Source organism: Mesorhizobium sp. LCM 4577, assembly GCF_001854795.2.
In the GTDB taxonomy this organism is placed as follows: Bacteria; Pseudomonadota; Alphaproteobacteria; order Rhizobiales; family Rhizobiaceae; genus Mesorhizobium; species Mesorhizobium plurifarium.
In genome coordinates this window covers 148347-170300 of record NZ_MDDU01000054.1, presented here as the reverse complement: position 1 = coordinate 170300, position 21954 = coordinate 148347, and the positions used below count along the sequence as shown (strand labels likewise).

Sequence of the window (21954 nt, the reverse complement as noted above, 5' to 3'; positions counted from 1 at the left end):
GCGGACGGGCTTTTTCTTGTGAGCATGGAGAAAACACGCTAGACCGGGCGTTAGGTGGCTAAGGGGGCAATAAAGAATTATGGCTATCAATCCTTCTAAGGCGTTTTTGTTCGCGACGGGCGGCGTTGTCGCCATCGCGGCGGTCGCCTATGGATCGGGCGCGCTCGATCCTTACATCAGCAACCAGAAGCCGGCGCAGGTCGCGGCGCTGCCGCAGACCGATGCGAAACCGGCTGAATCCTCGAGCACGAGCACGGAGGCGCGCGTGCCCCAGGCTCCTGCAAACACAATGGCTCCTGCAAACACAATGGCTCCAGCCAACACGATGGCGCCCGCCAACAAGATGGCGCCGGCGAACAACGCCATGGCGCCGGCCGACAACGCGACGGCTCCGGCCGCAACGACGCCTGCCCAGGCGCCTGCCGCCGCGGCGGGTCCGATAGTGCCGACCTTCGACGTCGTGCGCGTCGAAGGCAATGGCTCGATCGTCGTCGCCGGCAGCGCCGCGCCCAACGCCAAGGTCGAGATCCTGAATGGCGGCACCGTGCTCGGCTCGACCGATTCCGGCCCCGACGGCGCCTTCGCCATCGTGCTCGACGACCCGCTGAAGCCGGGCGACTATACGATCACGCTCCGCCAGACGGTTGGCGGCACGACCGTCGCCTCGGCCCAGACCGCCGTCGTCTCGGTGCCGCAGAGCCCGACCGGGCAGGTTCTGGCGATGGTCGAGGAGCCGGGCAAGGCCTCGCAGTTGATCACCGTGCCGCAGGCCGAGACCAAGCCGGCGCCGCCGGCCGCGAGCGACCAGGCGGCACCGGCAGCCCAGGCCCCCGCAACGACCGCCCCCGCAACGACCGCGCCGGCTGCATCCGACACGGCGTCGGCCGCGACCGCGCCGGCCGCCACGGACCAGGCAACCGCGCCGGCTGCGGCCGCTGCGGCGGAGCCCAAGATCGCCGTCGAAGCGGTCGAGATCGACGGCAGCAAGATCTTCGTCGCCGGCACGGCCGATCCCGGCCGCAAGGTGCGCGCCTATGCCGACGCCATCCTGCTCGGCGATGCGCAGACCTCCGCCGACGGCCATTTCCTGATCGAGGCGACCCGCGACATTCCGGTCGGCAACTACACCATCCATGTCGATGGTCTCGACGATGACGGCGTCAAGGTCGTCGCCCGCGCCGCCGTGCCGTTCGAGCGCGAGCCCGGCGAGTCGATCRCCGCCGTCGCACCGAATGAGACAAAGACCGGCGAGGCCAAGCCGGCCGAGACCAAGCTGGCACAGGTCCAAGGCGCCGGATCCCAGGCCGTGGAAGCCGAAACCACCGCGCCTGCCGCAACGGCCGAAGCGGCTAAGCCCGCCGAGGCTCCGGCCAAGGTCGCCGAGGCGACGCCTTCGGCCGACGTGCCCGAGACCGTGGCGCCGAAGCTCGAACATGCCGACGGCGCCGTCATCATCCGCCGCAACGACACGCTCTGGCGCATCTCGCGCCGCGTCTACGGCCATGGCGTGCGTTATTCGACCATCTATCTCGCCAACAAGGATCAAATCCGCGATCCCGACCGCATCTGGCCGGGCCAGGTGTTCAAGGTGCCGTCCAAGTCGAAGGAAGGCGAGGACGCCGACATGAAGGCCATGGGCGAGCAGATGACAGCCGCGCCGACGAAGACGGAGTAGGATAACCCCGTCATCCTAGGGTCTGCACGCCGCTGCGCGGCGCTCCGCCCTAGGATGACGAACGTGAATGGCGCGCGCCGCATCTCAATCTACCCATCCGCCTAGCTTGCCCTCTCATCCTCCATCGTCTATCGGCGATGAACGATGACCGAATCCCCCGAAAGCAGCGCCATGGCGCTCCGCCTGGCCGCGCTCTCGCACCCGGCGCGCATCGAGATCCTGAAACGCCTCTCGGCCAGCGCCTGCTGCTCGTGCCGTGAGGTGGTCGACCATCTCGACCTTGCCCAGTCGACCGTTTCGCAGCACCTGAAGGTGCTGGTCGAGGCCGGGCTCGTCCGCTTCGAGGCCGACCGGCAGCGCTCGCGATATGCCGTGGACCACGCCGCGCTCGCCGGCGTTTCCGCTTCACTCACCCAACTCGTTGATTCCTGCTGTTCCGGCAGTTTACCCAAAAGGCAAGACTAGTGGCCGAAAAGACCGTATCCGCCGAAGCCGGCACCCTCACGACCCTGCGCAATCTCTGGCCCTATATGTGGCCGGCCGAGCGTGCCGATCTCCGGGCCCGCGTCACCTGGGCGACGCTGCTTCTGGTCGTCGCCAAGGTCACCCTGGTCGCCGGCCCGTATTTCTTCAAATGGGCGACCGATGCGCTGGCCCATGCCGCGAAGACGCCGCCGCCGCTGCCGGCCTTCCTGCTGGCGCCGGTTATGCTGGTCATCGCCTACAATGTGCTGCGTCTGATCCAGCTCGGCTTCAACCAGCTGCGCGACGCGCTGTTTGCCCGCGTCGGCCAGTATGCGGTGCGCCAGCTCGCCTACCGTACCTTCGTCCACATGCACGAGCTGTCGCTGCGCTTCCATCTCGAGCGCCGCACCGGCGGCCTGTCGCGCATCATCGAGCGCGGCACCAAGGGCATCGAGACGATCGTGCGCTTCATCATGCTGAACACGGCGCCGACCATCCTCGAATTCGCGCTGACGGCCGGCATCTTTGCCTTCACCTATGGCTGGAAATATGTTGCGGTCGTCGCCGTCACCGTCTGGCTCTATGTCTGGTTCACGGTCAAGGCGAGCGACTGGCGCATTTCGATCCGCCGCGACATGAACGACAGCGACACCGACGCCAACACCAAGGCGATCGACTCGCTGCTCAACTTCGAGACGGTCAAATACTTCACCAACGAACGGATGGAGGCCGAGCGTTTCGACCGCTCGATGGCGCGCTACGAGATCGCCGCGACCAAGACGTGGACATCGCTCGGCTGGCTGAACTTCGGCCAGGGCCTCATCTTCGGCCTGGGCACGGTCATCGTCATGTGCATGTCGGCGTTGGAAGTGCAGGCCGGCACGCAGAGCGTCGGCGACTTCGTCTTCATCAACGCCATGCTGATCCAGCTCTCGGTGCCGCTCAACTTCATCGGCTTCATCTATCGCGAAATAAGGCAGGGGTTGACCGACATCGAGCACATGTTCGACCTGCTCGACGTTCGCCAAGAGATCGTCGACAAGCCCGACGCCAAGCCTTTGAAGGTCGGCCCCGGCAAGGTCGAATTCCGCGACGTTCATTTCTCCTACGACCCGAACCGCAAGATCCTGAAAGGCGTCTCCTTCGAGGTGCCCGCCGGCAAGACAGTGGCGATCGTCGGCCCGTCCGGCGCCGGCAAGTCGACCATTTCCAGGCTGCTGTTTCGCTTCTACGACGTGCAGCGCGGCCAGGTGCTGATCGACGGCCAGGACATCCGCGACGTCACGCAGGAAAGCCTGCGCGCCGTGCTCGGCATGGTGCCGCAGGACACCGTGCTCTTCAACGACACCATCGCCTACAACATCCGCTACGGCCGCGTCGGCGCCAGCGAGGACGAGGTGCGCAAGGCGGCCGAACTCGCCCAGATCGGCCCCTTCATCGACAAGCTCCCCGAAGGCTACCGCTCGATGGTCGGCGAGCGGGGCTTGAAACTGTCGGGCGGCGAAAAGCAGCGCGTGGCGATCGCCCGCACCATCCTCAAGGCGCCGCCGATCCTGATGCTGGACGAGGCGACCTCGGCGCTGGACACCCAGACGGAGCAGGAGATCCAGGCGGCGCTCGATCTCGTCAGCAAGGGCCGCACCACCATCGTGATCGCGCATCGCCTGTCGACGGTGATCTCGGCCGACGAGATCATCGTGCTGAAGGACGGCCAGATCGCCGAGCGCGGCACGCATGCCGCACTTCTCGCCAAACACGGCCTCTACGCCTCGATGTGGGACCGCCAGCGCGAAGCGACCGAAGCGGAAGAGCGTCTGCGCATCGCACGTGAGGGCGATGAGCTAGGGGTGATCGTGCGCAGACGGACGTCGGAGGTGAGCTGAGACGGTTGAGCGCCAATCTCCCCCCTTGTGGGGGAGATGCCCGGCAGGGCAGAGGGGGGCGCTGTCCCGCCGACCCTGTCAACGCTTTCCACATCCACAAACATCTGCCGGCTCGCGGTTCCACCTCGCTGAAATCAGAAAGGCCGCGTTCCTTCGCGCCCCCCTCTGTCCTGCCGGACATCTCCCCCACAAGGGGGGAGATCAGCAGCTTCGGCGCCGCGCCTCCCAACAGTCGAAAATTCCCCTTGACCTCAACCTATCTTGAGCTTGCAAACCGTCTCCGAGCGCCTGCGAAGCAACGCGTCCAAGAACGGAGACAGATCGAAATGAGCACCAACAACCACCGCACCGGCAGTGTCTTCCGGGTCGACAAATTCGTCGTGCCGATCGAAGCGCGCGACGAAATCCTGAGCAAGGCCAGGATGACGCATGAATTGCTGCGCCAGCAGGAAGGCTTCGTGCAGGATTTCCTGCTCGAGCAATTCTCCGGTCCCGGCGAGTTCAACATCGTCACCATGGTCGAGTGGGAAAGCCAGGCCGCGGTCGACAAGGTGGTGCCGATCGTCAAGGCCGCGCACGAGCGCATCGCCTTCAGCGCGCAGGAAACCATCGCGCGTCTCGGCGTGAAAGCCGACATCGCCAACTACCAGCGCGTGCCGGAGGTGTAAGGATATCCTAGCGGCGCCCAGTTGATGGGCGTCGCTCATTCCTATTCAATAGATCAGCCAAGGGCTTTTATCTTCAGCGGCGCTGATATGGTGTCGGCAGAAATAGTCGTCTCATTTACTTTGGACTACGGAAAATTTTCGATGTTCGAATTCTTCTCGCGAAAATCCAAAGAAGCCTCCAAGAAGAAATCGCAGGCCGCCGAGGATAAGCGAGGCCTCCTCGTACCTCTGATTGTCGTGCCTCGTTCAAAGATCGAACAAGGCGACGGAGAGGCATTTCATCTCGTCTTCGCCGTCATGCAATTTGTCGTGACGATGGTTTCCAAAGGGCTCTATCGCTATCCGGAGATCAACCCTAAGGCGTTGCAAGTCTTTCACGCGGACCAGTACTCCTTGGAGGTGAAGAACGGCGGTCATAGTCAATTCATCCACAATGCCGGCAGCGAAATCGACAGCATGATTTCCAACGCCAGAGCCGGCCTCAGCGCGTGTGGGGCAAAAGGGCAGCTGGCAACTTTGGAAAAGATGTCAGCCTGGATTGCCAGGCATCCTGACGAAGCTGCGAAACAAACGGGCTTCGAGGGGGGGCGCGACGATTTCCTGGATACACTTGATGATGCATTCTATGAGGCCGATGACGCCATGCCGATGGAGGATTTGCTCGCGCGCTGGATCGCATCTTGGCCCGATCTGCAAATTGTCGACGATGACAACTACGATGATGCGATCGATCGACTGGTGCGGTCCAACCCCCAGCGCGAAGGCAGGCTTCTTCATGAGTCTGTCAGCAAGCTGGTGCGCCAGATGCTGAGCCAGCGCGAAGTCGGCGCCGGCCTYGCCTGCGCAACGATATCGCCATCGGAGATCAAACTGGGGTTCGGCATGGCGAGGATGYTGGACGTCGAAGGCGAAAAGCAAATGGTCTTCCAGCTGCGTACCGATGCCGAAGAGCTCCGGTTATGCGCCCCGACAAAGACACATGTCGCGGTTTACGAGTGTATCCCCCCTGAAGATCCTCCAGTAATCCGGCCGGGTGAGAACCCGTTGGGAGCTAACGCACCGAGTGTCGGGACACTGCTTGGACGCGCGGAACAGTCGGAGATTGACACAGTTATCCAACTGTCTGAACAAAATCATGCTCCCGTTGCTGTCGACCTTCTGCTGCGCAAGGCTGGCTTTGATCCGCTAGGTGCCATCRTTTCAGCTAACTCGGTGCCGCAAGCGGCGGAGGGGCCAGTTGTGAATTGGGTAGTGCTGGCGTCTGACCGAACCTTCCTCTCCCTGTCTTCGCCGAACGGCAGTGTGCTCTTGGATGGCAAGAATTACGAGAAGCTCGCCGAAGCTTCGAGGCCTGAACTCCGCGCGCACTTTGATCGCTCCGCTGCCGCTCGGTAATTACCTGCCCGCGTTCGCGGTATCCGTGCCCCGCCTCATCCTCCATTGTTGCGTTGCGGGGAGGGGGGCTTTCCGCTATTGAGGCGCAACCTGAAACAGGGACCGCCCCCAGCCCTATGACGCTTCTCGACTCGGTCAAGAATACGTTCGTCCCGATCCATCGCGAAGGCTATCCCTTCATCGCGGCCTTTGCCGCGGCGACGCTGTTTCTCGGCTATTTCTCCTCGATCCTGTTCTGGATCGGGCTGATCCTCACCGCATGGTGCATCTATTTCTACCGCGATCCCGAGCGCGTCACGCCGGTCGACGACCGGCTGGTGGTGAGCCCGGCCGATGGCGTGATCTCGGCGGTTGGCCCGGCCGTGCCGCCGAGCGAACTTGGCCTGGGCTCGGGCGAGATGACCCGCATCTCGGTGTTCATGAACGTGTTTTCCTGCCACATCAACCGCGCTCCGGTGCGCGGCCGCATCACGCGCATCGAGCATAAGCCCGGCAAATTCCTCAATGCCGAGCTCGACAAGGCAAGCGCCGAGAACGAGCGCAACGGCCTGGTCATTGACAGCCCGAACGGCACCATCGCCGCCGTCCAGATCGCCGGCCTGGTAGCGCGGCGCATCGTCTGCTGGGCCGAGACCGGCGGCACGATCGCTATCGGTGAGCGTTTCGGCCTGATCCGCTTCGGCTCGCGCGTCGATGTCTTCCTGCCGTCGAATGCTGTGCCGCGCGTCGCGGTCGGCCAGACGGCTGTGGGTGGCGAGACCGTGCTTGCCGAGTTCGGCGGCGCGGCGGTGACGCCCTTGGTCAGGATTTCCTGAGCGTTGGGCGCGCCGTTCAAGAAATTCGAGGCCCATGCCAGCGGCGGTCCGCGCATCCGCGAGATCCCGATGCGCATGGTGCTGCCCAATCTGGTCACGGTGCTTGCCATCTGCGCCGGGCTTTCGGGCATCCGCTTCGCCTTCGAGAACCGCTTCGAGATCGCGGTGGTCATGGTGCTGCTCGCCGCCTTCCTCGACGGCATCGATGGGCGGCTGGCGCGCATGCTGAAGGCCACCTCGAAATTCGGCGCGCAGATGGATTCGCTGGCCGATATCGTCAATTTCGGCGTGGCGCCGGCCCTGGTGCTATACGCCTTCCTGCTCGATCGCGCCGGCTCGCCGGGCTGGATAGCGGCACTCCTTTTCACCATCGCTTGCGGCATGCGGCTCGCCCGCTTCAACGTGCTGGCCGAAGACCACGACCAGCCCGCATGGCAGACTGAATATTTCGTCGGCGTGCCGGCTCCGGCCGGAGCGGTGCTGGTCATGCTGCCGCTMTATCTTTATTTCCTGCGGCTGGGGCTCGAGCCTTCCCGGCCGGCCGCCTTCGTCGCCACCGGCTTCACCGTGCTCATCGCTTTCCTYCTGGTCAGCCGCCTGCCGGTTTACTCGGGCAAAAGCGTCAAGGTGCCGGGCGACAGGGTGCTGCCGGTCATCCTCGGCGTGGTGCTCTACATCCTCCTGTTGATGACCTACCCCTGGTACACGCTGACCGCTTCGGTCGCGGGGTACCTGCTGTTCCTGCCGTTCTCGGTGCGCGCCTATTCCAAGCGCGCCATGCGCGAAGGCGAGAAGGTGCCGCCGTCGGATATCGGGTAGAGCCAGCGTTCGATCTCCCCCATAAGGGCGAAGATAACGCTGCGCCTACGCCGCCGCACTTAACCCCAACCTATCGATCGCCAGTTTGCGCGCCGAGATGTAGTCCGTCTTGCCCGAGCCCAGCACCGGGATTTCTTCCACCTTGATGATGTCGTTGGGCACCATCAGCTCGGCCGCGCCAGCCTTCCTGCCGAACTGGCGCAACTCCTCGGCATTGGCGTCGTCCGCCGTGGTCACCAGCACGATGCGCTCGCCGCGCCGCTTGTCCGGCACGGCAACCGCGGCGTGGCGCTCTTCCGGCCACAGCGACTGCACCAGCATCTCGACGGCGCCCAGCGACACCATCTCGCCGGCGATCTTGGCGAAGCGTTTGGCCCGCCCGCGGATAGTGATGAAGCCCTCGCGGTCGATCGAGACGATGTCGCCGGTGTCGTGCCAGCCTTCCAGTGGCTGCAGTTCGCCCGGACGGTCGGCGCTCATGTAGCCCATCATCATATTCGGCCCGTCGAGCCACAGCCGGCCGCCCTCGGCGATGCCTTCGACCGGCTCCAGCTTCATGYGGATGGCCGGCAGCGGCCGCCCGACCGTGCCGTCGCGGCCGTGGATGGCGGTGTTGACCGCCACGACGGGCGCGGCCTCGGTCAGCCCGAAACCTTCGACGATCGAGGCCTGGAAACGGTCGCGATAGGTTCGCCGCGTCTCCGGTTTCACCGCTTCAGCGCCGGCCACGACGAAGCGCAGGCTGGAGAAGTCGCCGTCCTTGGCGGTGCGGGCATAGTTGGCGAGGAACGTGTCGGTGCCGAACATCACCGTCGGCTTCACCTTGCGGGCGATCTCGGGGATGATCTTGTAGTGAAGCGGCGAGGGGTAGAGGAACAGCTTTACGCCCAGTACCAGCGGCAGGATGGTGCCGCCGGTCAGGCCGAAGGAGTGGAAGGCCGGCAACACGTTGAGCAGGATGTCGGCCGGCGAGACGGAGACGCGCGCCTCGGCCTGCATGACATTGGCAAGCAGGCTGCGGTTCGACAGCACCACCGCCTTCGGCATGCCTTCCGAGCCGGAGGTGAACAGGATCACCGCTGGTTTGCCCGCCTGCTGCCGCTGCAGCGGGAAGCGCCACAAAAGCGCGGCCGCGATCTTGTCCAGCGCCGTCACGCCGGCGCGCACGTCTTCCAACCACAGCATCTTCGCGCCGCCCGCCTCGACCGCGGCAATGATGTCGTCGATGCCTGCCTTCTCGATGAAGGCGCGAGAGGAAACGACCGTCCTGATGACGGCGGTCCGGATCGCCGCGGTCACGCTCGCCGGACCGGCGGTGTAGTTGATCATGGCCGCAACGCGGGCCGCAGAGATCAGGCCGACGAAGGTAAGCACCACGCCGTTGGCATTGGGCAACAGCACGCCGACCGCCTCACCCGGCGCCGTCACCGCCTCGAAACGGCGGCCGAGCACGCGCGCGCCGATGAACAGCTTGCGGTAGCTGAGCGAGCCGGAAATCACATCCTCGATGATCGGGCGCGAAGGGCCGATGCGGTCGGCGGCGTCGCGCATGGCGAGGAACAGGCCGCGGTCGAGATTGGTGCCGTAGAGGCGCGCCTCGGCGAAACGGTCGAACAGCGCGTTGGTGTTGGAGGCCATATCGGGATTGCGCGCCACCAGTTCGGCGATGGTCATCGGCTCCAGCGCGCTCACCGAAAGCCGCGGGAACCAGTGCCTGGGTGCTTTCTCCTTCGGCGTCAATGAAACAGGCAGGTCGCGCGTGCCGGAGACGAAGATCGGCACGATGCGGGCATCGGCCTGCATGGCGATGCGGGTGATGGCGCGAAACAGGCGGAAGGATTTGACGTCCGGCTCGACATTGTCCGGCAGGTAGACGGCAAGCCGCCCCTTGCCCTTCAGAACGCGCACCAGCCGCCGGCTGACGAAGACATGCTCGGCATTGAAGGCGATGGTGCGCGCAAGCTCGCGCCACGGCTCCAGCCAAGGCGAGCGCGCCGAGGCTTCGTCCAGGATGTGCAGCGTGTCGTCGGGAAGCAGCGACAGCATCAGCGCCGGCTCGATGCGCGACTGATGCGAGACCACATAGATCACCGGCGTGTTGGCGCTTCGGGCAACGCGAATGCGGTTGTCGGCTATGCGATAGGCGAGCTTGAACGGCACATAGAGCAGCGCCTGCGTGTAACGCAGGTCGAGCCGGAACCTTTCGATCACCGCGATCAGCAGCCAGGCAAAGACAAGGCCCGCCAGCAGCGCCAGGGTCAGGATCATGCCGCTCTCTCCCAGTCTCCTCCAGGGCGCGGCTCTTGAGCGGCCGCTTCGGTGGCAGAGGGTAGCGGAAGCGCGGGCAAGGTCAATGTGGGGGTGAGGCCGGGCTCCCCTTCTCCCCTTGTGGGCCTGTTCTCGCTGATTGCGCAACAGTCCCACAAGGGGAGAAGGGATAGGCGCCTACGCCGCCTTCAGCCTCCCGCTGATGAAGCGGAACTCCTGGGTTTTGCCGCCGTAGCCATAGGCGGCCGCCGGCACCTCATGCACGAAGGCGTAGCTTTCCTCATGCACGCCGCCCAGCAATCGGCCGAAGGCCTCGAAGATCGCCGTCAGGTAGGCTTCGAGCTCGAGCTTGGTGTTGGTGCCGTCGACCACCTTGATATCCAGCCAGAACGTGTCGGTGCCGTGCTCGGCCAGCGACTTGCCGCCGGCGAACCAGTGCTGCGGGTCGATGTAGTTGACCGCGACCGCGGTGATCGTCGGATCCTTGCGCAGCTCCTTGGCGGTGATCTCGGTGATGTCCTTGGCAATGGCGGCGGACAGCTTGGCGTCGGGCTTGCCGGTGACACTGATGTTAATGATCGGCATTTTTCTCTCCTGTGGCTTCTCGCGTCGTGCCTTCGATGGGAGAGATATGGATCTATCCATTCATCAAGAAAATCGAATTGTTTTTGACGATTGCTTCGATAATGTCGAAGTATGGAAACGCTCGATCCCGACCTCCTGAAAACCTTCCTCGCCTTTGTCGATGGCGGCTCGCTCGCCAGGGCCGCGTCCGCCGTCGGCCGCACGCCGTCTGCGGTGACCGCGCAGATGCAGCGGCTGGAAGACATCGTCGGCGAGCCGCTGCTCACCCCGCAGGGCAGGGGGCGCGGGCTGACGCCGGCCGGCGAGGACCTTGTCGGCCACGCGCGGCGTATCCTGGCCGTCCACACCGAGGCGTGGCTGGCGCTGAAAGGGGCGCGCGCCGGCGGCCGCATCGCCATCGGCACGACGCAGGATTTCGCCGATCACGGCCTGCCGGACCTGTTGCGCGCCTTCGCCGCCAGCCATCCGCGCGTCCGGATCGAGCTGCGCGTCGGCCGCTCGCTGGAACTCGGCTCGGCGCTGCAGGCAGGCCAGCTCGACCTCGCGATCACCATGCGCCATGCCCCTTCGCCGGATGAAGCAGCTGTGATCAGCGAGCCGATGCTTTGGCTCTGCTCGGAAAAAGGACTGGCGGCGCGGCAGGAATCCGTGCCGCTGGCGCTGCTCGACCCCTATTGCGGTTTCAGAGAAGCCGCACTCAATGCGCTCGACGCGGCCGGCCGCCGCTATCGCATTGCCGCCGGCAGCGCCAGTCTTGCCGGCCTGCGCAGCGCGGTCAATGCCGGCCTCGCGCTGACGCCGCGCACCCGGCGTTTCGCCCATTCCGGCATCGTCGAGGCATCCGCCGATTTCGACCTCCCGCCGCTGCCGGTGGCCGATTTCGCCATCCGGCTCGGCCGCGAAGCCGCCCGCCCGGCGCGGGATCTGGCGGAGCTTCTCGGCGACGGGTTGGCCCTGTCGTCCTGAATAAACCGCGGCGACTTTCCGGGATTCCCCGAACCGAACAATTCCCAAAGAAAAAGCCGACCTTTTTGCGGGTCGGCTTCTAGTCGGACGGGTCGAGGGGTTTGGGGGGACTTGGGGGGTGACCCGTCGATCTAACAATGCCTGAGTCGGATGAATGGTTCCGTGACTGGCAAAATATTTTTACGAGGCCGCCGATTTCGCCTTCAGCCAGTCGCGGCCGGCATGGGCAAAGACCGCGCAAAGCACGATGGCGCCGCCGATGATGCTGGCCATCGGCGGGGCCTCGCCGAGGAACAGCAGGGCAAACAGGATGGCGAAGGGCACTTCGGCCGAGYCGAGCAGCCCGGCTTCCGCCGACGGGATAAGCCGCGAGCCTTCCGTCCACAGGATCGAGGCCAGGGCGAAGGAGCAGCCGAAGGTGGCGAGCAGCACCACGTCGCGCGTCGAGACGGCCAACGGATCGGTGACGAACCAGCCGAGCACGAAGAGCAGGAAGGCGGAGACAGCGCCGGCCCAGACGACCGGCGAGTCGCGGAAGGCGCGCACCATGATCATGTAGAGCGCGCTGCCCGTGGTCATCAAAAGCGCCAGCCCGTCGCCGAACAGATGGCCGCTGCCGAGGCCAGCGCTCACCATGATGGCGACGCCGCACAGCGATACGGCCGCCGCGATCATGGTCTGCAGCCGGAATTTCTCCCGCACCAGAAGGAAGGCAAGAAGCGCGGCGATGAAGGGCGAGGTCGCGTAGATGACGGCGACATTCGCCACATAGGTGAACTTGAAGGCCGAGATGAAGGCAATGCTGGCAGCAGCACCCTCGACCGCGAGCAGCCAGCCGCGCCAACCCAATCTCAGGCTCTCGCGCCCGCCCGAGCGGCGCCGGCGCCACAGCACATAGAGCGTGATCAGGATCGAGCCGAAAAAACCGCGCCAGCAGGTGATGGTCAGCGGATCGGCATGGATCGACTTGGTCAGCACGCCAGTGAGCGCGAAGGCGATGGCCGATGCCGACACCAGGATAATGCCGAGCGTGCGCTCGGCCGCCACGTCGGCGGCGGTAGGCGCAAGTTTTTCAGGCATGTCGAGCGTATCCGTCATGGCGCCAGCCTAACCAGTTGCTCCTGACACCCCTCTGTCATGAGGCGTGCTCCCGTCGGCGGAAATGCTCGTTGCCGACGATGAGCAGGCCGGCGCCGATGATCAGCGCCGCGCCCATGAACACTTCCGTACGCGGCAGATCGCCCCAGATGGCGTAGCCCAGCGCGAAGGCCCAAACCAGCGAGGTGTATTCGAACGGCGCGATAATCGACACCGGCGCGCGCTTCATGCCTTCGAACAGCACATATTGCGCCACTCCGCCAAGCGCCCCGACGCTGACAAGCAAAAGAAGCTGCCGCCAGTCGGGCATGCGCCACCAGAGCAGCGCCGGCACGGCCGAGAAGAGCAGGAAATAGAAATTGTTGAGCACGAGCTGGATCATGGTGCGCTCCTGCATGGCGGTCTTGCGCAGCAGCACCACCGCGATCCCCCAAAGCACGGCCGCCGCCAGCACCAGAAGCACCGGGGCAGAGAGGCCGAGCCGCGTCGGATCGCAGGCGATGAACACGCCGACGAAACCGATGAACACCGCCAGCCAGCGCAGCAACGGCACCGTCTCGCCCAGGATCAGCACCGACAGCACGGTGACGATGATCGGCGCGGCGTAATATATGGTGGTGAGCTCGGCAAGCTGCAGCGAGCGGGCGGCGTTGTAGTAGCAAAGCCAGGCGGCGAGCGTGAAGGCGCTGCGCACCAGCATCGGCTTGACGATCGGCGAGTCGATCGTGTCGGCGAACAGCCGCTTGCCGCCGATCGCGCCGCAGGCGACGAGCACGGTGATCGAGCGGACGAACATGATCTGCCAGACCGTCATGYCGACGACCAGAAGCTTGATCGAGGCATCCTGCGCCGAAAACAGGAAATAGGCGGCGGCCGTGAACAGGATGCCGGCCAGCACCCTTTCGCGGCTTTCGAGGACGACGACATCGGCCATGCGGTTTCAGCGTGTTTGCGTGAGGCGGTTCCGCTCCGGTCGGGACCGTTGCTTCAGCTATACGGGCGAAAGCTTGCACGGCGCTGCTCCAGCGCGGCGCTTGCGTTGGCGCAGGTCGTTTGCCCGGGGCAGTCGCGGATTACTGCGTCGCCTGGAAGAGCTCCGATGCCGCATCCTTCAGCGCTCGCCGCCCGTCCGGCCTCAGATACATCATATGGCCGCCCTCGACGACGTCGAGGCGGATCGGCTTGGCGTCTGATAGCGAAGGAACCTGGTTCACCAGATAGCGCGAGGCGAGATAGGGGGTGACGAGGTCGGTATAGCCATTGACGATAACGACACCGAGGGCAGGGTTGAGCGAGCGTGCCCGCTGCAGGTCGTTCATCACGCCGGCATAGCCCTGGCCCGATGTGCCGTAATCCCAGTTGCGGCTGATGTCGCCATTGAGCAGCCGGTAGCTGACATCGGTGCGGTAGTTCAGCTCGTCGCGAGCGTAGGCGACGAAGGCGGAGGTCAGCACCGGAACGCTGCGGTCGAGCACCGGATCGGGTCCGGCGTCATGCGTGCTTTGCGGTGCGATGTCGGCGGTGCCGATGGTGGCGTCATAGGGGCTGAGCACCTTGCCCGTGGCGCGCTGGAATTCCTTGGCGAAAAGCCCGGTGGGGATGCGGGCGAAATTGCGCTGGACGAGGTCGAGCGGCAGGCCGGTGATCTCCGAAACGCGACCGCTGGCCAGCTTTCCGCCTTGCTCCAGCCCGCTGTTCAGCGCCGTCAGGTAATCGCCGAGCGCGTAATGCTCGACCTCGGCCAGCCTGTCGCGCAATGCGTCGCCGCTCACGCCATCGGCCTTGAGCCGCGTCGCCGCCAGCGAAGGCAGCTCCAGCGCCCAGTGCAACTGGTCGAACTGGTCAGGCCGCACCAGCATGAACTCCAGCGCCGGTGAGATCAGCACGATGCCGCTCGGGCTCAGGCCCACATCTTCCTGCAGCGTGCGGGCAAGAAGTGCCGCGCGAAACCCGCCATAGCTTTCGCCGGCGAGGAACAGCGGCGATCCGGTGCGTCCGTTCTGGGCCAGATAGAGCCGGATGAAGGCGCCGACCGAGCTGGCGTCGGCGTCGACGCTCCAGAATTCCTTCGGCTCGTGCCCCGGGGCTTCGCGGCTGTAACCGGTGCCGACGGGATCGACGAAGACGAGATCGCTCATGTCGAGCCAACTGTCGGGATTGTCGATGAGCTTTTGCGGCGGCCGCCGGAATTCGCCGTCGGCGGCGGTCTCGACGATGCGGGGCCCGATCGCACCGAGATGCAGGTAGGCCGAAGCAGCACCAGGCCCGCCGTTGAAGACGAAGGTGATCGGCCGCTCTTTCGCCGGGGCGGGCGACTGCTGCGTGTAGGCGACATAGAAGATCTCCGCCGTGACCTCACCCTTGCCGGACAAGAGCGACAGCGTGCCGGCCTTGGCCTGGTAATCCAGCTTGCGCCCGCCAAGCGTGATCGAATGCTCGCTCACCTGCGGCGGCGGCAACAGCGACAGCACGCCGCCGGTCGGCGCCGGCCGTTCCGGTGTTTCGGCGAGGGCCGGCTGCGCGAAGGCGGCGAGCGCCAGGAGGGCGAGGGGGACGAGTTTGGACCGCATGAGAGCTCCGCTGGGATGGCATCCGCAAAGGTATGGCTAGGGCGGCGGATGTCAAAGGGGGCGTCTCAAGACTTGGTTCCTCGCCCCCCGCCAAGGGCGGGGGAGAGGTGTCCGCGAAGCGGACGGAGGGGGCCTTCGTAGGGCGCTCCCCTCTCCGTCTCGGCTTCGCCGAGCCACCTCTCCCCATTTCATGGGGAGAGGAACCCAAGCTGGAATTATGTGCTATCTACCGTCAAAGACGGATCGAAAGGACAACAAAATGGATGCAACCGCGCTCAAGGCCATGCAGGCTCCGCTCAAGGACGCCTATCGAGACGATGCCGCCAAGGCGCTGATCACGCTGAGAGCCCGCGGCACGCTCGACGATCAGTCGATCGCCTGCAAGGTGGAGACGGGCAGGGCGCTCGCCATTGCCGGGCTTCATCCCGCTACCGGCGGCTCGGGCCTCGAGCTCTGCTCGGGCGACATGCTGCTGGAGGCGCTGGTCGCTTGCGCCGGCGTGACGCTGAAAGCGGTGGCGACGGCGCTGGAGTTCAAGCTCGGCAATGCCGCCGTCGAGGCCGAGGGCGACCTCGATTTTCGCGGCACGCTCGGCGTTGCTCGCGACGCGCCGGTCGGCTTTCGCGAGATAAGGCTGAAATTCGACCTCGACACCGACGAGCCGCAGGAGCGGATCGATTCGCTCATGAAGCTCACCGAGCGATACTGCGTGGTGTTCCAGACGATCAACAACAAGCCGGCGTTGAGCGTGAGCGCGGGGCGCTGAAGCGCGACGCCCCCTCATCCGGCCGCTACGCGGCCACCTTCTCCCCGGTGGGGAGAAGAGGTTTGCGCCGGCGCTGACAGCCTCCTCTCCCCAGCGGGGAGAGGTCAGCCGAGCGAAGCGGAGGCTGGGTGAGGGGGAGTGCCCGCTACTGCGCCGACGGCGTCTCCGCGTCCCCTTCGTCGGTAAACGGCGAGGCGCTCGGCACGCATTGCACGGCCCAGCCCTGCGGTGTCGGCTGCTTCTGATATTCGGTGATGGCGTTGGTGCACTGTTCGCGGGTGTCGAAGGTGCTGGGCAGCACCACCATGCCGCCTTGCGGGCCTGCGATCACCAGATACCAGACCAACGCTACGCTGGGGGTGGCAGCCATGGGTATTCCTCACTTTGTTCGAATGTCGGAGTCGGACCGATCCTAGCAACTCCCTCGGCACGGCGAAAGCAGGGCGGGGGCACACGCTTTCCCCGCCCCGTTCACAGACCCGTGAACCAAAGCAATTCCAGGAAAAGTGTGAAGCGGTTTTCCGTCAGGAATTGCGTCAACAAAGAGATGGATAGATCGGTTCGTCGTTTCCGCGAAACGATGACCCGATCTAGCCGCTCACTCGACCGCGAAGCAGTAGAACAGCCCGTCGCCGCCGGTGCCTTTCAGGGCGTCCTGGCTGCAGCCGCCGCGCGAGGCATGCGAGGAATTCCACGACTTTGCCGCCGCCGAATCGTCGAGCCCCGTGCGGTCATGATGGCCCATCATGGCGGCACCTTCGGCGCCGCTCATCGTCCAGTCGCCACAGGTCTGGTCGGCGATCTTCGTGCCGTCGGGCTTTGAGCCGGTCAGCATGTCGTGACGGTTCGGCGTGTCGCCGCGGCCGTTGACCGTCTCGCCCTTTTCGGTCAGCGCCGTCTGCTTGGTGATGCCGTTGGCATCGCTGTGCAGCGAGGCGACATCGTCGGCGATCTTCTCGCCCTTGGCGTTGAACCATGGGCCCTTACCGATGCGATCGCGCGCATCCTCGGTGCTGGAGGAAAGATAGGCGTGCCAGGTCTTGCCGGTGACGCCGGCCGCTTCCGCGAGCGACGCGCAATGGGCATCGGCGCCTTTCAGGCCGCCCAGATCGGCGCCCTTGCCGGAGCCGACGCTGGTGACGAAGAAGCTCATGGTCTTGTCTTGCGAGAGCGCTGTGCCGGCAGATGCGGCAAGTGCCGCGGCAATGGCGGTGGCGGCAACGAGAAGAAGTTTACGCATGTCGGTCCTCCGGTTTCGAATGCCTTGCATTCGAAGAACGTTGCCGGAGCCCGGTTTAATCCGGTCCGAGCTTCGTTTATTCCGGCTGCCGGTAGGAGACGAAGCGGTTGTGCTTGGCCTGGAAGATCAGGCCCGTCTCCTTCAGCTCAGGGCTTGCCAGTGGCACGATGCGCCTGGCGATCTCGGACGGATGCGGCAGCGTCTCCGGATCCTCGCCGGGCATGGCCTGGGCGCGCATGGCCGTGCGGGTCGCACCCGGATCGGCGGCGTTCACCCTCAGCGGCAAGCTCTCCGTTTCATGCGCCCAGGACCGCATCATCGTTTCGACCGCGGCCTTGGAAGCCGCATAGGGCGCCCAGAAGGCGCGCGCCGAATGCGCCGCGCTGGACRACAGGATGATGGCACGGCCGGCGTCGGAGAGCCTGAGCAACGGATCGACCGAACGGATCAGCCGCCAGGTCGAGGTGACGTTGAGGGTCATCACCTTCTCGAACGTCTTGGCCTCGACATGGCCGATCGGCGAGATGACGCCGAGCATGCCGGCATTGGCAACCAGTATGTCGAGCTTGCCCCAGCGCTCATGGATCGCGCCGCCCAGCCGGTCGATGCCGGGCATGTCGGTCAGGTCGAGCGGCACCAGCGTCGCCTGTCCGCGGCCATCGGCCTTGATCTCGTCGTCGAGCTCCTCAAGGCCGCCCACCGTGCGCGCCACCGCGATCACATGCGCGCCGGCCGCGGCCAGTTCCCTGGCGATGAAATAGCCGATGCCGCGCGAGGCGCCGGTTACGACCGCCACGCGGCCGGAAAGGTCGAGGGTCATGCGAGATTGTCCGTGAGCTAAGCAATTCCGGGAAAAGTGTCTAACGGTTTTCCGTCCGGAATTGCGTCAAAACAAATATTGCGGCTTACGACCCGCCGCTCGCCAGCAGCGACAGCGTGCGCACATTGTCGTGGCCTTCGAAATCGAGCAGGCGGGTGGGGTACTGTCCGGTGAAGCAGGCGTCGCAGAATTGCGGCTGGTCGTTGTCGCGGCGCGCCTCGCCGACGGCGCGGTAGAGGCCGTCGATCGACAGAAAGCCGAGCGAATCGACGCGGATGAATTCGGCCATCTCCTCGACCGACATGCGCGATGCCAGGAGCTTCGACTTCTCCGGTGTGTCGACGCCGTAGAAGCAGGACGCGCTGGTCGGCGGCGATGCGATGCGCATATGCACTTCCTTCGCGCCGGCGTCGCGCACCATCTGCACGATCTTCTGGCTGGTGGTGCCGCGCACGATCGAATCGTCGACCAGCACCACGCGCTTGCCCTCGATCATGCGACGGTTGGCGTTGTGCTTCAGCTTGACGCCCATGTGGCGGATCGAATCGCCCGGCTGGATGAAGGTGCGGCCGACATAGTGGTTGCGGATGATGCCGAGTTCGAAGGGAATGCCGGCGGCCTGTGAGAAGCCGATCGCGGCCGGCGTGCCGGAATCCGGCACCGGCACGACGATGTCGGCCTCGACCGGATTTTCCTGCGCGAGCTCGGCACCGATGCGCTTCCTCACATCGTAGACGTTGCGGCCCTCGACCGAGGAATCCGGCCGCGCGAAATAGACATATTCGAAGATGCAGAAGCGCGTCTTCTGCGGCTCGAACGGGAAGATGCTTTCGATGCCCTTGGAGGTGATCACCACCATCTCGCCGGGCTTGATGTCGCGCACGAAGCGGGCGCCGATGATGTCGAGCGCGCAGGTTTCGGAAGCGAGGATCCAGGCACCGTCGAGATCGCCTAGCACCAGCGGGCGGATGCCGAGCGGATCGCGGCAGCCGATCATCTTCTTGGCCGTCATCGCCACCAGCGAGAAAGCGCCCTCGACCTGGCGCACCGCGTCGATGAAACGCGAGTTCAGATCGCGCTCCTTGCTGGTCGCGACCAGGTGCAGCAACGTCTCTGTGTCGGAGGTCGAGGAGAAGATCGAGCCCTGCTTCTGCAGGGTGCGCTGCACGGTGAGCGCATTGGTGAGGTTGCCGTTATGGGCGACCGCCAGCCCGCCTTCGGCGAGCTCGGCGAAGAAAGGCTGGATGTTGCGAATGCCCGCGCCGCCGGTGGTGGCGTAGCGCGTATGGCCGATGGCGCGGTTGCCTTGCAGGCGGTCGAGCACCTGCTGCTTGGTGAATGTGTCGCCGATCAGCCCGACATGGCGCTCGACATGGAACTGGGTGCCGTCGTAGGAGACGATGCCGGCCGCTTCCTGGCCGCGATGCTGCAAGGCGTGAAGGCCGAGTGTGACGATGGCCGCGGCGTCCTGCCGGCCGAAAATGCCGAACACGCCGCATTCGTCATGGAAATGGTCGTCGGCCTCGGCGGAAAGGACTTTGCCTCTATCTGCCGTTGAGTCTGCCATCTGGTGCTCAAGCTCCGCTAAAGCTGCCATATAGGGCTATCGCCGGCTGAACGCAACGTACGCCGTCAGGCATTCACAAAATGCCTCAGGCCAACTCTATGGCTGGCCTGGATTTCAATTTGCCGGCGCTGGAGCGGGGGCAGGCGCTGGGGCCGGCTCGTTGTCGGCCGGGGCCTCGCCCTCGCTGTCATCAGGCGCCGTCGCGTTGTCGTCGCCGGTGGCCGGCGGCTCGGCCGCAGGCTGGTCGGTCGTGGCCGGCGCGCCGGCCTGCGGCGTGCCCTTATGCGTGTATTTGTTGACCAGTTCCTCGGTGTTCTCCGGCAGCACACTTTCGAGCTTGGCGCCGATCGTCTCCAGCAGCGGCCGCGACTTGGCGTTGGCGATCCAGGCGGGCGCCTTGGCGCCGGCGAGCCAGTTGAAGAACAAAAGCGCTACCGCGACAACCAGGACGCCGCGCGCCGCGCCATAGAGGAAGCCGAGCGTCCGGTCGAGCGCGCCGATACGCGAATCGATGATCCAGTCGGCGAGCTTCATGGTGATGACGGAGACGACGATCAGCGCGATGAGGAAGACGATGCCGGCGGAGGCCGCCATCGCGATCTTGTCGTTGTCGATATAGGGCTGAACATAGGGAAGGACCGGCTTGTAGAAGAAGAACGCCGCCGCCGCCGCTGCCGCCCAGGAAACCACCGACAGCACTTCGCGGGAGAAGCCGCGCACCATGGCGAGCATCGCCGAGACCAGGGTGAAGCCGACGAGGATTCCGTCAAGCAGCGTAATCGGCATGGTTCTCGCCCCACTTCCTGTCTTACGGCTTGATGAGCCGCGTCACTCCTCGTCGTCGGCACGGCCTCGCCGTGAGCCGGCTATGCGCGCCACAAGGTCGGCAAGCTCGGTGGGCTGGAACGCGCCGGCCCCGATCCCCCCGGCAACTTCCTCGCTGCCGAGCGGCAGCACCGCGCTTCCAAAACCCAGCTTTTCGGCTTCCTTGAGACGCTGCTGCGCATGCGCGACCGGCCTCACGGCGCCCGATAGGCTGATTTCGCCGAAATAGACGCAATCGGCGGGAAGGGCAAGACCGGTGAGCGACGAAACCAATGCGGCTGCGACCGCGAGATCGGCCGCCGGCTCCGAAATCCGGTAGCCGCCGGCGACGTTGAGATAGACGTCATGCTGGCCGAAGCGCACGCCGCAATGCGCCTCGAGCACGGCGAGCACCATCGACAGCCGCGCGCCGTCCCAGCCGACGACGGCGCGGCGCGGCGTGCCGAGCGAGGACGGCGCAACCAGCGCCTGGATCTCGACCAGCACCGGCCTGGTGCCTTCCATGCCAGCAAAAACAGCGGCACCCGGCGATTTCGCATGCCGTTCGCCGAGGAAAAGCTCGGATGGATTGGAGACCTCGCGCAGGCCCTTGTCCGACATTTCGAAGACGCCGATCTCGTCGGTCGGCCCGAAACGGTTCTTCACCGTGCGCAGGATGCGGAAGTGGTGATTGCCTTCGCCCTCGAAATAGAGCACGCCGTCGACCATGTGCTCGACGACGCGAGGGCCTGCGATCTGGCCTTCCTTGGTGACGTGGCCGACAAGCACGATGGCAGCGCCCGTGGATTTCGCGTAGCGGATCATCGCCTGGGCGGCGGCGCGCACCTGGGTGACGGTGCCCGGCGCCGAATCGGCAAGGTCGGTCCACAGCGTCTGGATGGAATCGAGGATGACGAGGTCCGGCCGCTTGCCGTCGGCGATGGTCGCCAGGATGTCCTCGACATTGGTTTCGGCGGCAAGCTCCACCGGCGTCGAGGCGACGCCGAGGCGCTGTGCCCTCAATCGGATTTGCGCCACCGCTTCCTCGCCCGAGACATAGACGATGCGATGGCCTTTCGAGGCGAGCGCCGCCGCGGCTTGCGTCAGAAGCGTCGACTTGCCGATGCCGGGATCGCCGCCGACCAGCAGCGCCGAGCCGCGCACGAAGCCGCCGCCGGTGGCGCGGTCGAGCTCGCCGATTCCCGACACGATGCGTGGCGCGTCCTCGATGTCGCCGGCGAGGCTGGTCAGCACCACGGCGCGGCCCTTGCGGGCGTTGCGCGTATTGGCCGGCCCTGAGCCGATGCCGCCGGCCGTGCCTTCCTCGACCAGCGTGTTCCACTCGCCGCACGCATCGCATTTGCCGGCCCAGCGCTGATGCACCGAGCCGCAATTCTGGCAGATGAACTGAACGCGGGGTTTGGCCATTAGACGCAGCCCGACATTGAATAGGCTGGCGGGACAGCGCCCCCCTCTGTCCTGCCGGACATCTCCCCCTCAAGGGGGGAGATTAGCAGCTTCGCCGACGGCGCCCATCTTGCAACGTCGGC

Annotated in this window: 20 protein-coding genes; 9 read left to right on the top strand and 11 right to left on the bottom strand. The window is 65.2% G+C overall.

Annotated elements, in window-relative coordinates:
- Positions 1-79 precede the first annotated feature (79 nt).
- From LCM4577_RS31250 to LCM4577_RS31220, 7 genes are all read left to right on the top strand, one after another.
- Positions 80-1675 (top strand): LysM peptidoglycan-binding domain-containing protein, encoded by a 1596-nt coding sequence (locus LCM4577_RS31250; RefSeq protein ID WP_071074633.1) that lies wholly within the window; start codon positions 80-82, stop codon positions 1673-1675.
- A gap of 144 nt (positions 1676-1819) precedes the next feature.
- The gene (locus LCM4577_RS31245) at positions 1820-2140 is read left to right on the top strand and encodes a helix-turn-helix transcriptional regulator (protein ID WP_040984585.1); all 321 of its coding nucleotides are present in this window, start codon (positions 1820-1822) and stop codon (positions 2138-2140) included.
- Positions 2140-4023: an ABC transporter ATP-binding protein/permease gene (locus LCM4577_RS31240; protein ID WP_071074632.1), complete on the top strand. Its 1884-nt coding sequence runs from the start codon at positions 2140-2142 to the stop codon at positions 4021-4023. The genes LCM4577_RS31245 and LCM4577_RS31240 overlap by 1 nt, the downstream gene beginning before the upstream one ends.
- Positions 4024-4349: 326 nt before the next feature.
- Entirely contained in the window at positions 4350-4691 is a 342-nt protein-coding gene (locus tag LCM4577_RS31235; protein ID WP_071035721.1) for an antibiotic biosynthesis monooxygenase, read from the top strand.
- 24 nt (positions 4692-4715) lie between these two features.
- Positions 4716-6086, top strand: coding sequence for a DUF4375 domain-containing protein (locus LCM4577_RS31230; RefSeq protein WP_083354918.1), 1371 nt, complete (start codon positions 4716-4718; stop codon positions 6084-6086).
- A 77-nt stretch (positions 6087-6163) separates the two neighbouring features.
- Positions 6164-6901, top strand: a complete 738-nt coding sequence (locus tag LCM4577_RS31225) for a phosphatidylserine decarboxylase (protein WP_274534990.1) — start codon at positions 6164-6166, stop codon at positions 6899-6901.
- A 3-nt stretch (positions 6902-6904) separates the two neighbouring features.
- Positions 6905-7720: a phosphatidylcholine/phosphatidylserine synthase gene (locus LCM4577_RS31220; protein ID WP_041008341.1), complete on the top strand. Its 816-nt coding sequence runs from the start codon at positions 6905-6907 to the stop codon at positions 7718-7720.
- A gap of 45 nt (positions 7721-7765) precedes the next feature.
- Here LCM4577_RS31220 and LCM4577_RS31215 read toward each other — a convergent pair whose 3' ends face one another.
- Positions 7766-9988 carry an AMP-binding protein gene (locus tag LCM4577_RS31215; RefSeq protein WP_071074630.1) on the bottom strand — a complete coding sequence of 741 codons (2223 nt, stop codon included), beginning with the start codon at positions 9986-9988 and terminating at the stop codon, positions 7766-7768.
- Between the two features lie 177 nt (positions 9989-10165).
- Positions 10166-10573, bottom strand: a complete 408-nt coding sequence (locus LCM4577_RS31210) for a 4-oxalocrotonate tautomerase family protein (protein WP_071074629.1) — start codon at positions 10571-10573, stop codon at positions 10166-10168.
- Positions 10574-10684: 111 nt separating this feature from the next.
- Here LCM4577_RS31210 and LCM4577_RS31205 point away from each other — a divergent pair, with 111 nt between their 5' ends.
- Positions 10685-11539, top strand: a complete 855-nt coding sequence (locus tag LCM4577_RS31205) for a LysR substrate-binding domain-containing protein (protein ID WP_071035727.1) — start codon at positions 10685-10687, stop codon at positions 11537-11539.
- A gap of 180 nt (positions 11540-11719) precedes the next feature.
- On the opposite strand, the gene LCM4577_RS31200 is transcribed toward LCM4577_RS31205, so the two are convergent.
- The 3 genes from LCM4577_RS31200 to LCM4577_RS31190 form a co-directional block, all read right to left on the bottom strand.
- Positions 11720-12637 carry a DMT family transporter gene (locus tag LCM4577_RS31200; RefSeq protein WP_244508483.1) on the bottom strand — a complete coding sequence of 306 codons (918 nt, stop codon included), beginning with the start codon at positions 12635-12637 and terminating at the stop codon, positions 11720-11722.
- Positions 12638-12674: 37 nt separating this feature from the next.
- The gene (locus tag LCM4577_RS31195; protein ID WP_071074628.1) at positions 12675-13571 is read right to left on the bottom strand and encodes a DMT family transporter; all 897 of its coding nucleotides are present in this window, start codon (positions 13569-13571) and stop codon (positions 12675-12677) included.
- 139 nt (positions 13572-13710) lie between these two features.
- Complete coding sequence (locus LCM4577_RS31190) at positions 13711-15207, bottom strand: S10 family peptidase (RefSeq protein WP_071035728.1); 1497 nt, start codon at positions 15205-15207, stop codon at positions 13711-13713.
- Between the two features lie 259 nt (positions 15208-15466).
- On the opposite strand from LCM4577_RS31190, the gene LCM4577_RS31185 reads away from it, so the two are divergent.
- Positions 15467-15973, top strand: a complete 507-nt coding sequence (locus tag LCM4577_RS31185) for an OsmC family protein (RefSeq protein WP_041008352.1) — start codon at positions 15467-15469, stop codon at positions 15971-15973.
- A gap of 145 nt (positions 15974-16118) precedes the next feature.
- Here LCM4577_RS31185 and LCM4577_RS31180 read toward each other — a convergent pair whose 3' ends face one another.
- From LCM4577_RS31180 to radA, 6 genes are all read right to left on the bottom strand, one after another.
- The gene (locus LCM4577_RS31180) at positions 16119-16343 is read right to left on the bottom strand and encodes a hypothetical protein (RefSeq protein WP_041008353.1); all 225 of its coding nucleotides are present in this window, start codon (positions 16341-16343) and stop codon (positions 16119-16121) included.
- A 228-nt stretch (positions 16344-16571) separates the two neighbouring features.
- Complete coding sequence (locus tag LCM4577_RS31175; RefSeq protein ID WP_040984611.1) at positions 16572-17213, bottom strand: hypothetical protein; 642 nt, start codon at positions 17211-17213, stop codon at positions 16572-16574.
- Positions 17214-17289: 76 nt separating this feature from the next.
- Positions 17290-18033, bottom strand: coding sequence for an SDR family NAD(P)-dependent oxidoreductase (locus tag LCM4577_RS31170; protein ID WP_071074627.1), 744 nt, complete (start codon positions 18031-18033; stop codon positions 17290-17292).
- A gap of 85 nt (positions 18034-18118) precedes the next feature.
- Positions 18119-19600 (bottom strand): amidophosphoribosyltransferase, encoded by a 1482-nt coding sequence (gene purF, locus LCM4577_RS31165; RefSeq protein ID WP_040984615.1) that lies wholly within the window; start codon positions 19598-19600, stop codon positions 18119-18121.
- 114 nt (positions 19601-19714) lie between these two features.
- The gene (locus tag LCM4577_RS31160; protein WP_071035732.1) at positions 19715-20386 is read right to left on the bottom strand and encodes a CvpA family protein; all 672 of its coding nucleotides are present in this window, start codon (positions 20384-20386) and stop codon (positions 19715-19717) included.
- Between the two features lie 42 nt (positions 20387-20428).
- Positions 20429-21832: a DNA repair protein RadA gene (gene radA, locus LCM4577_RS31155; protein ID WP_040984619.1), complete on the bottom strand. Its 1404-nt coding sequence runs from the start codon at positions 21830-21832 to the stop codon at positions 20429-20431.
- Positions 21833-21954: the final 122 nt, after the last annotated feature.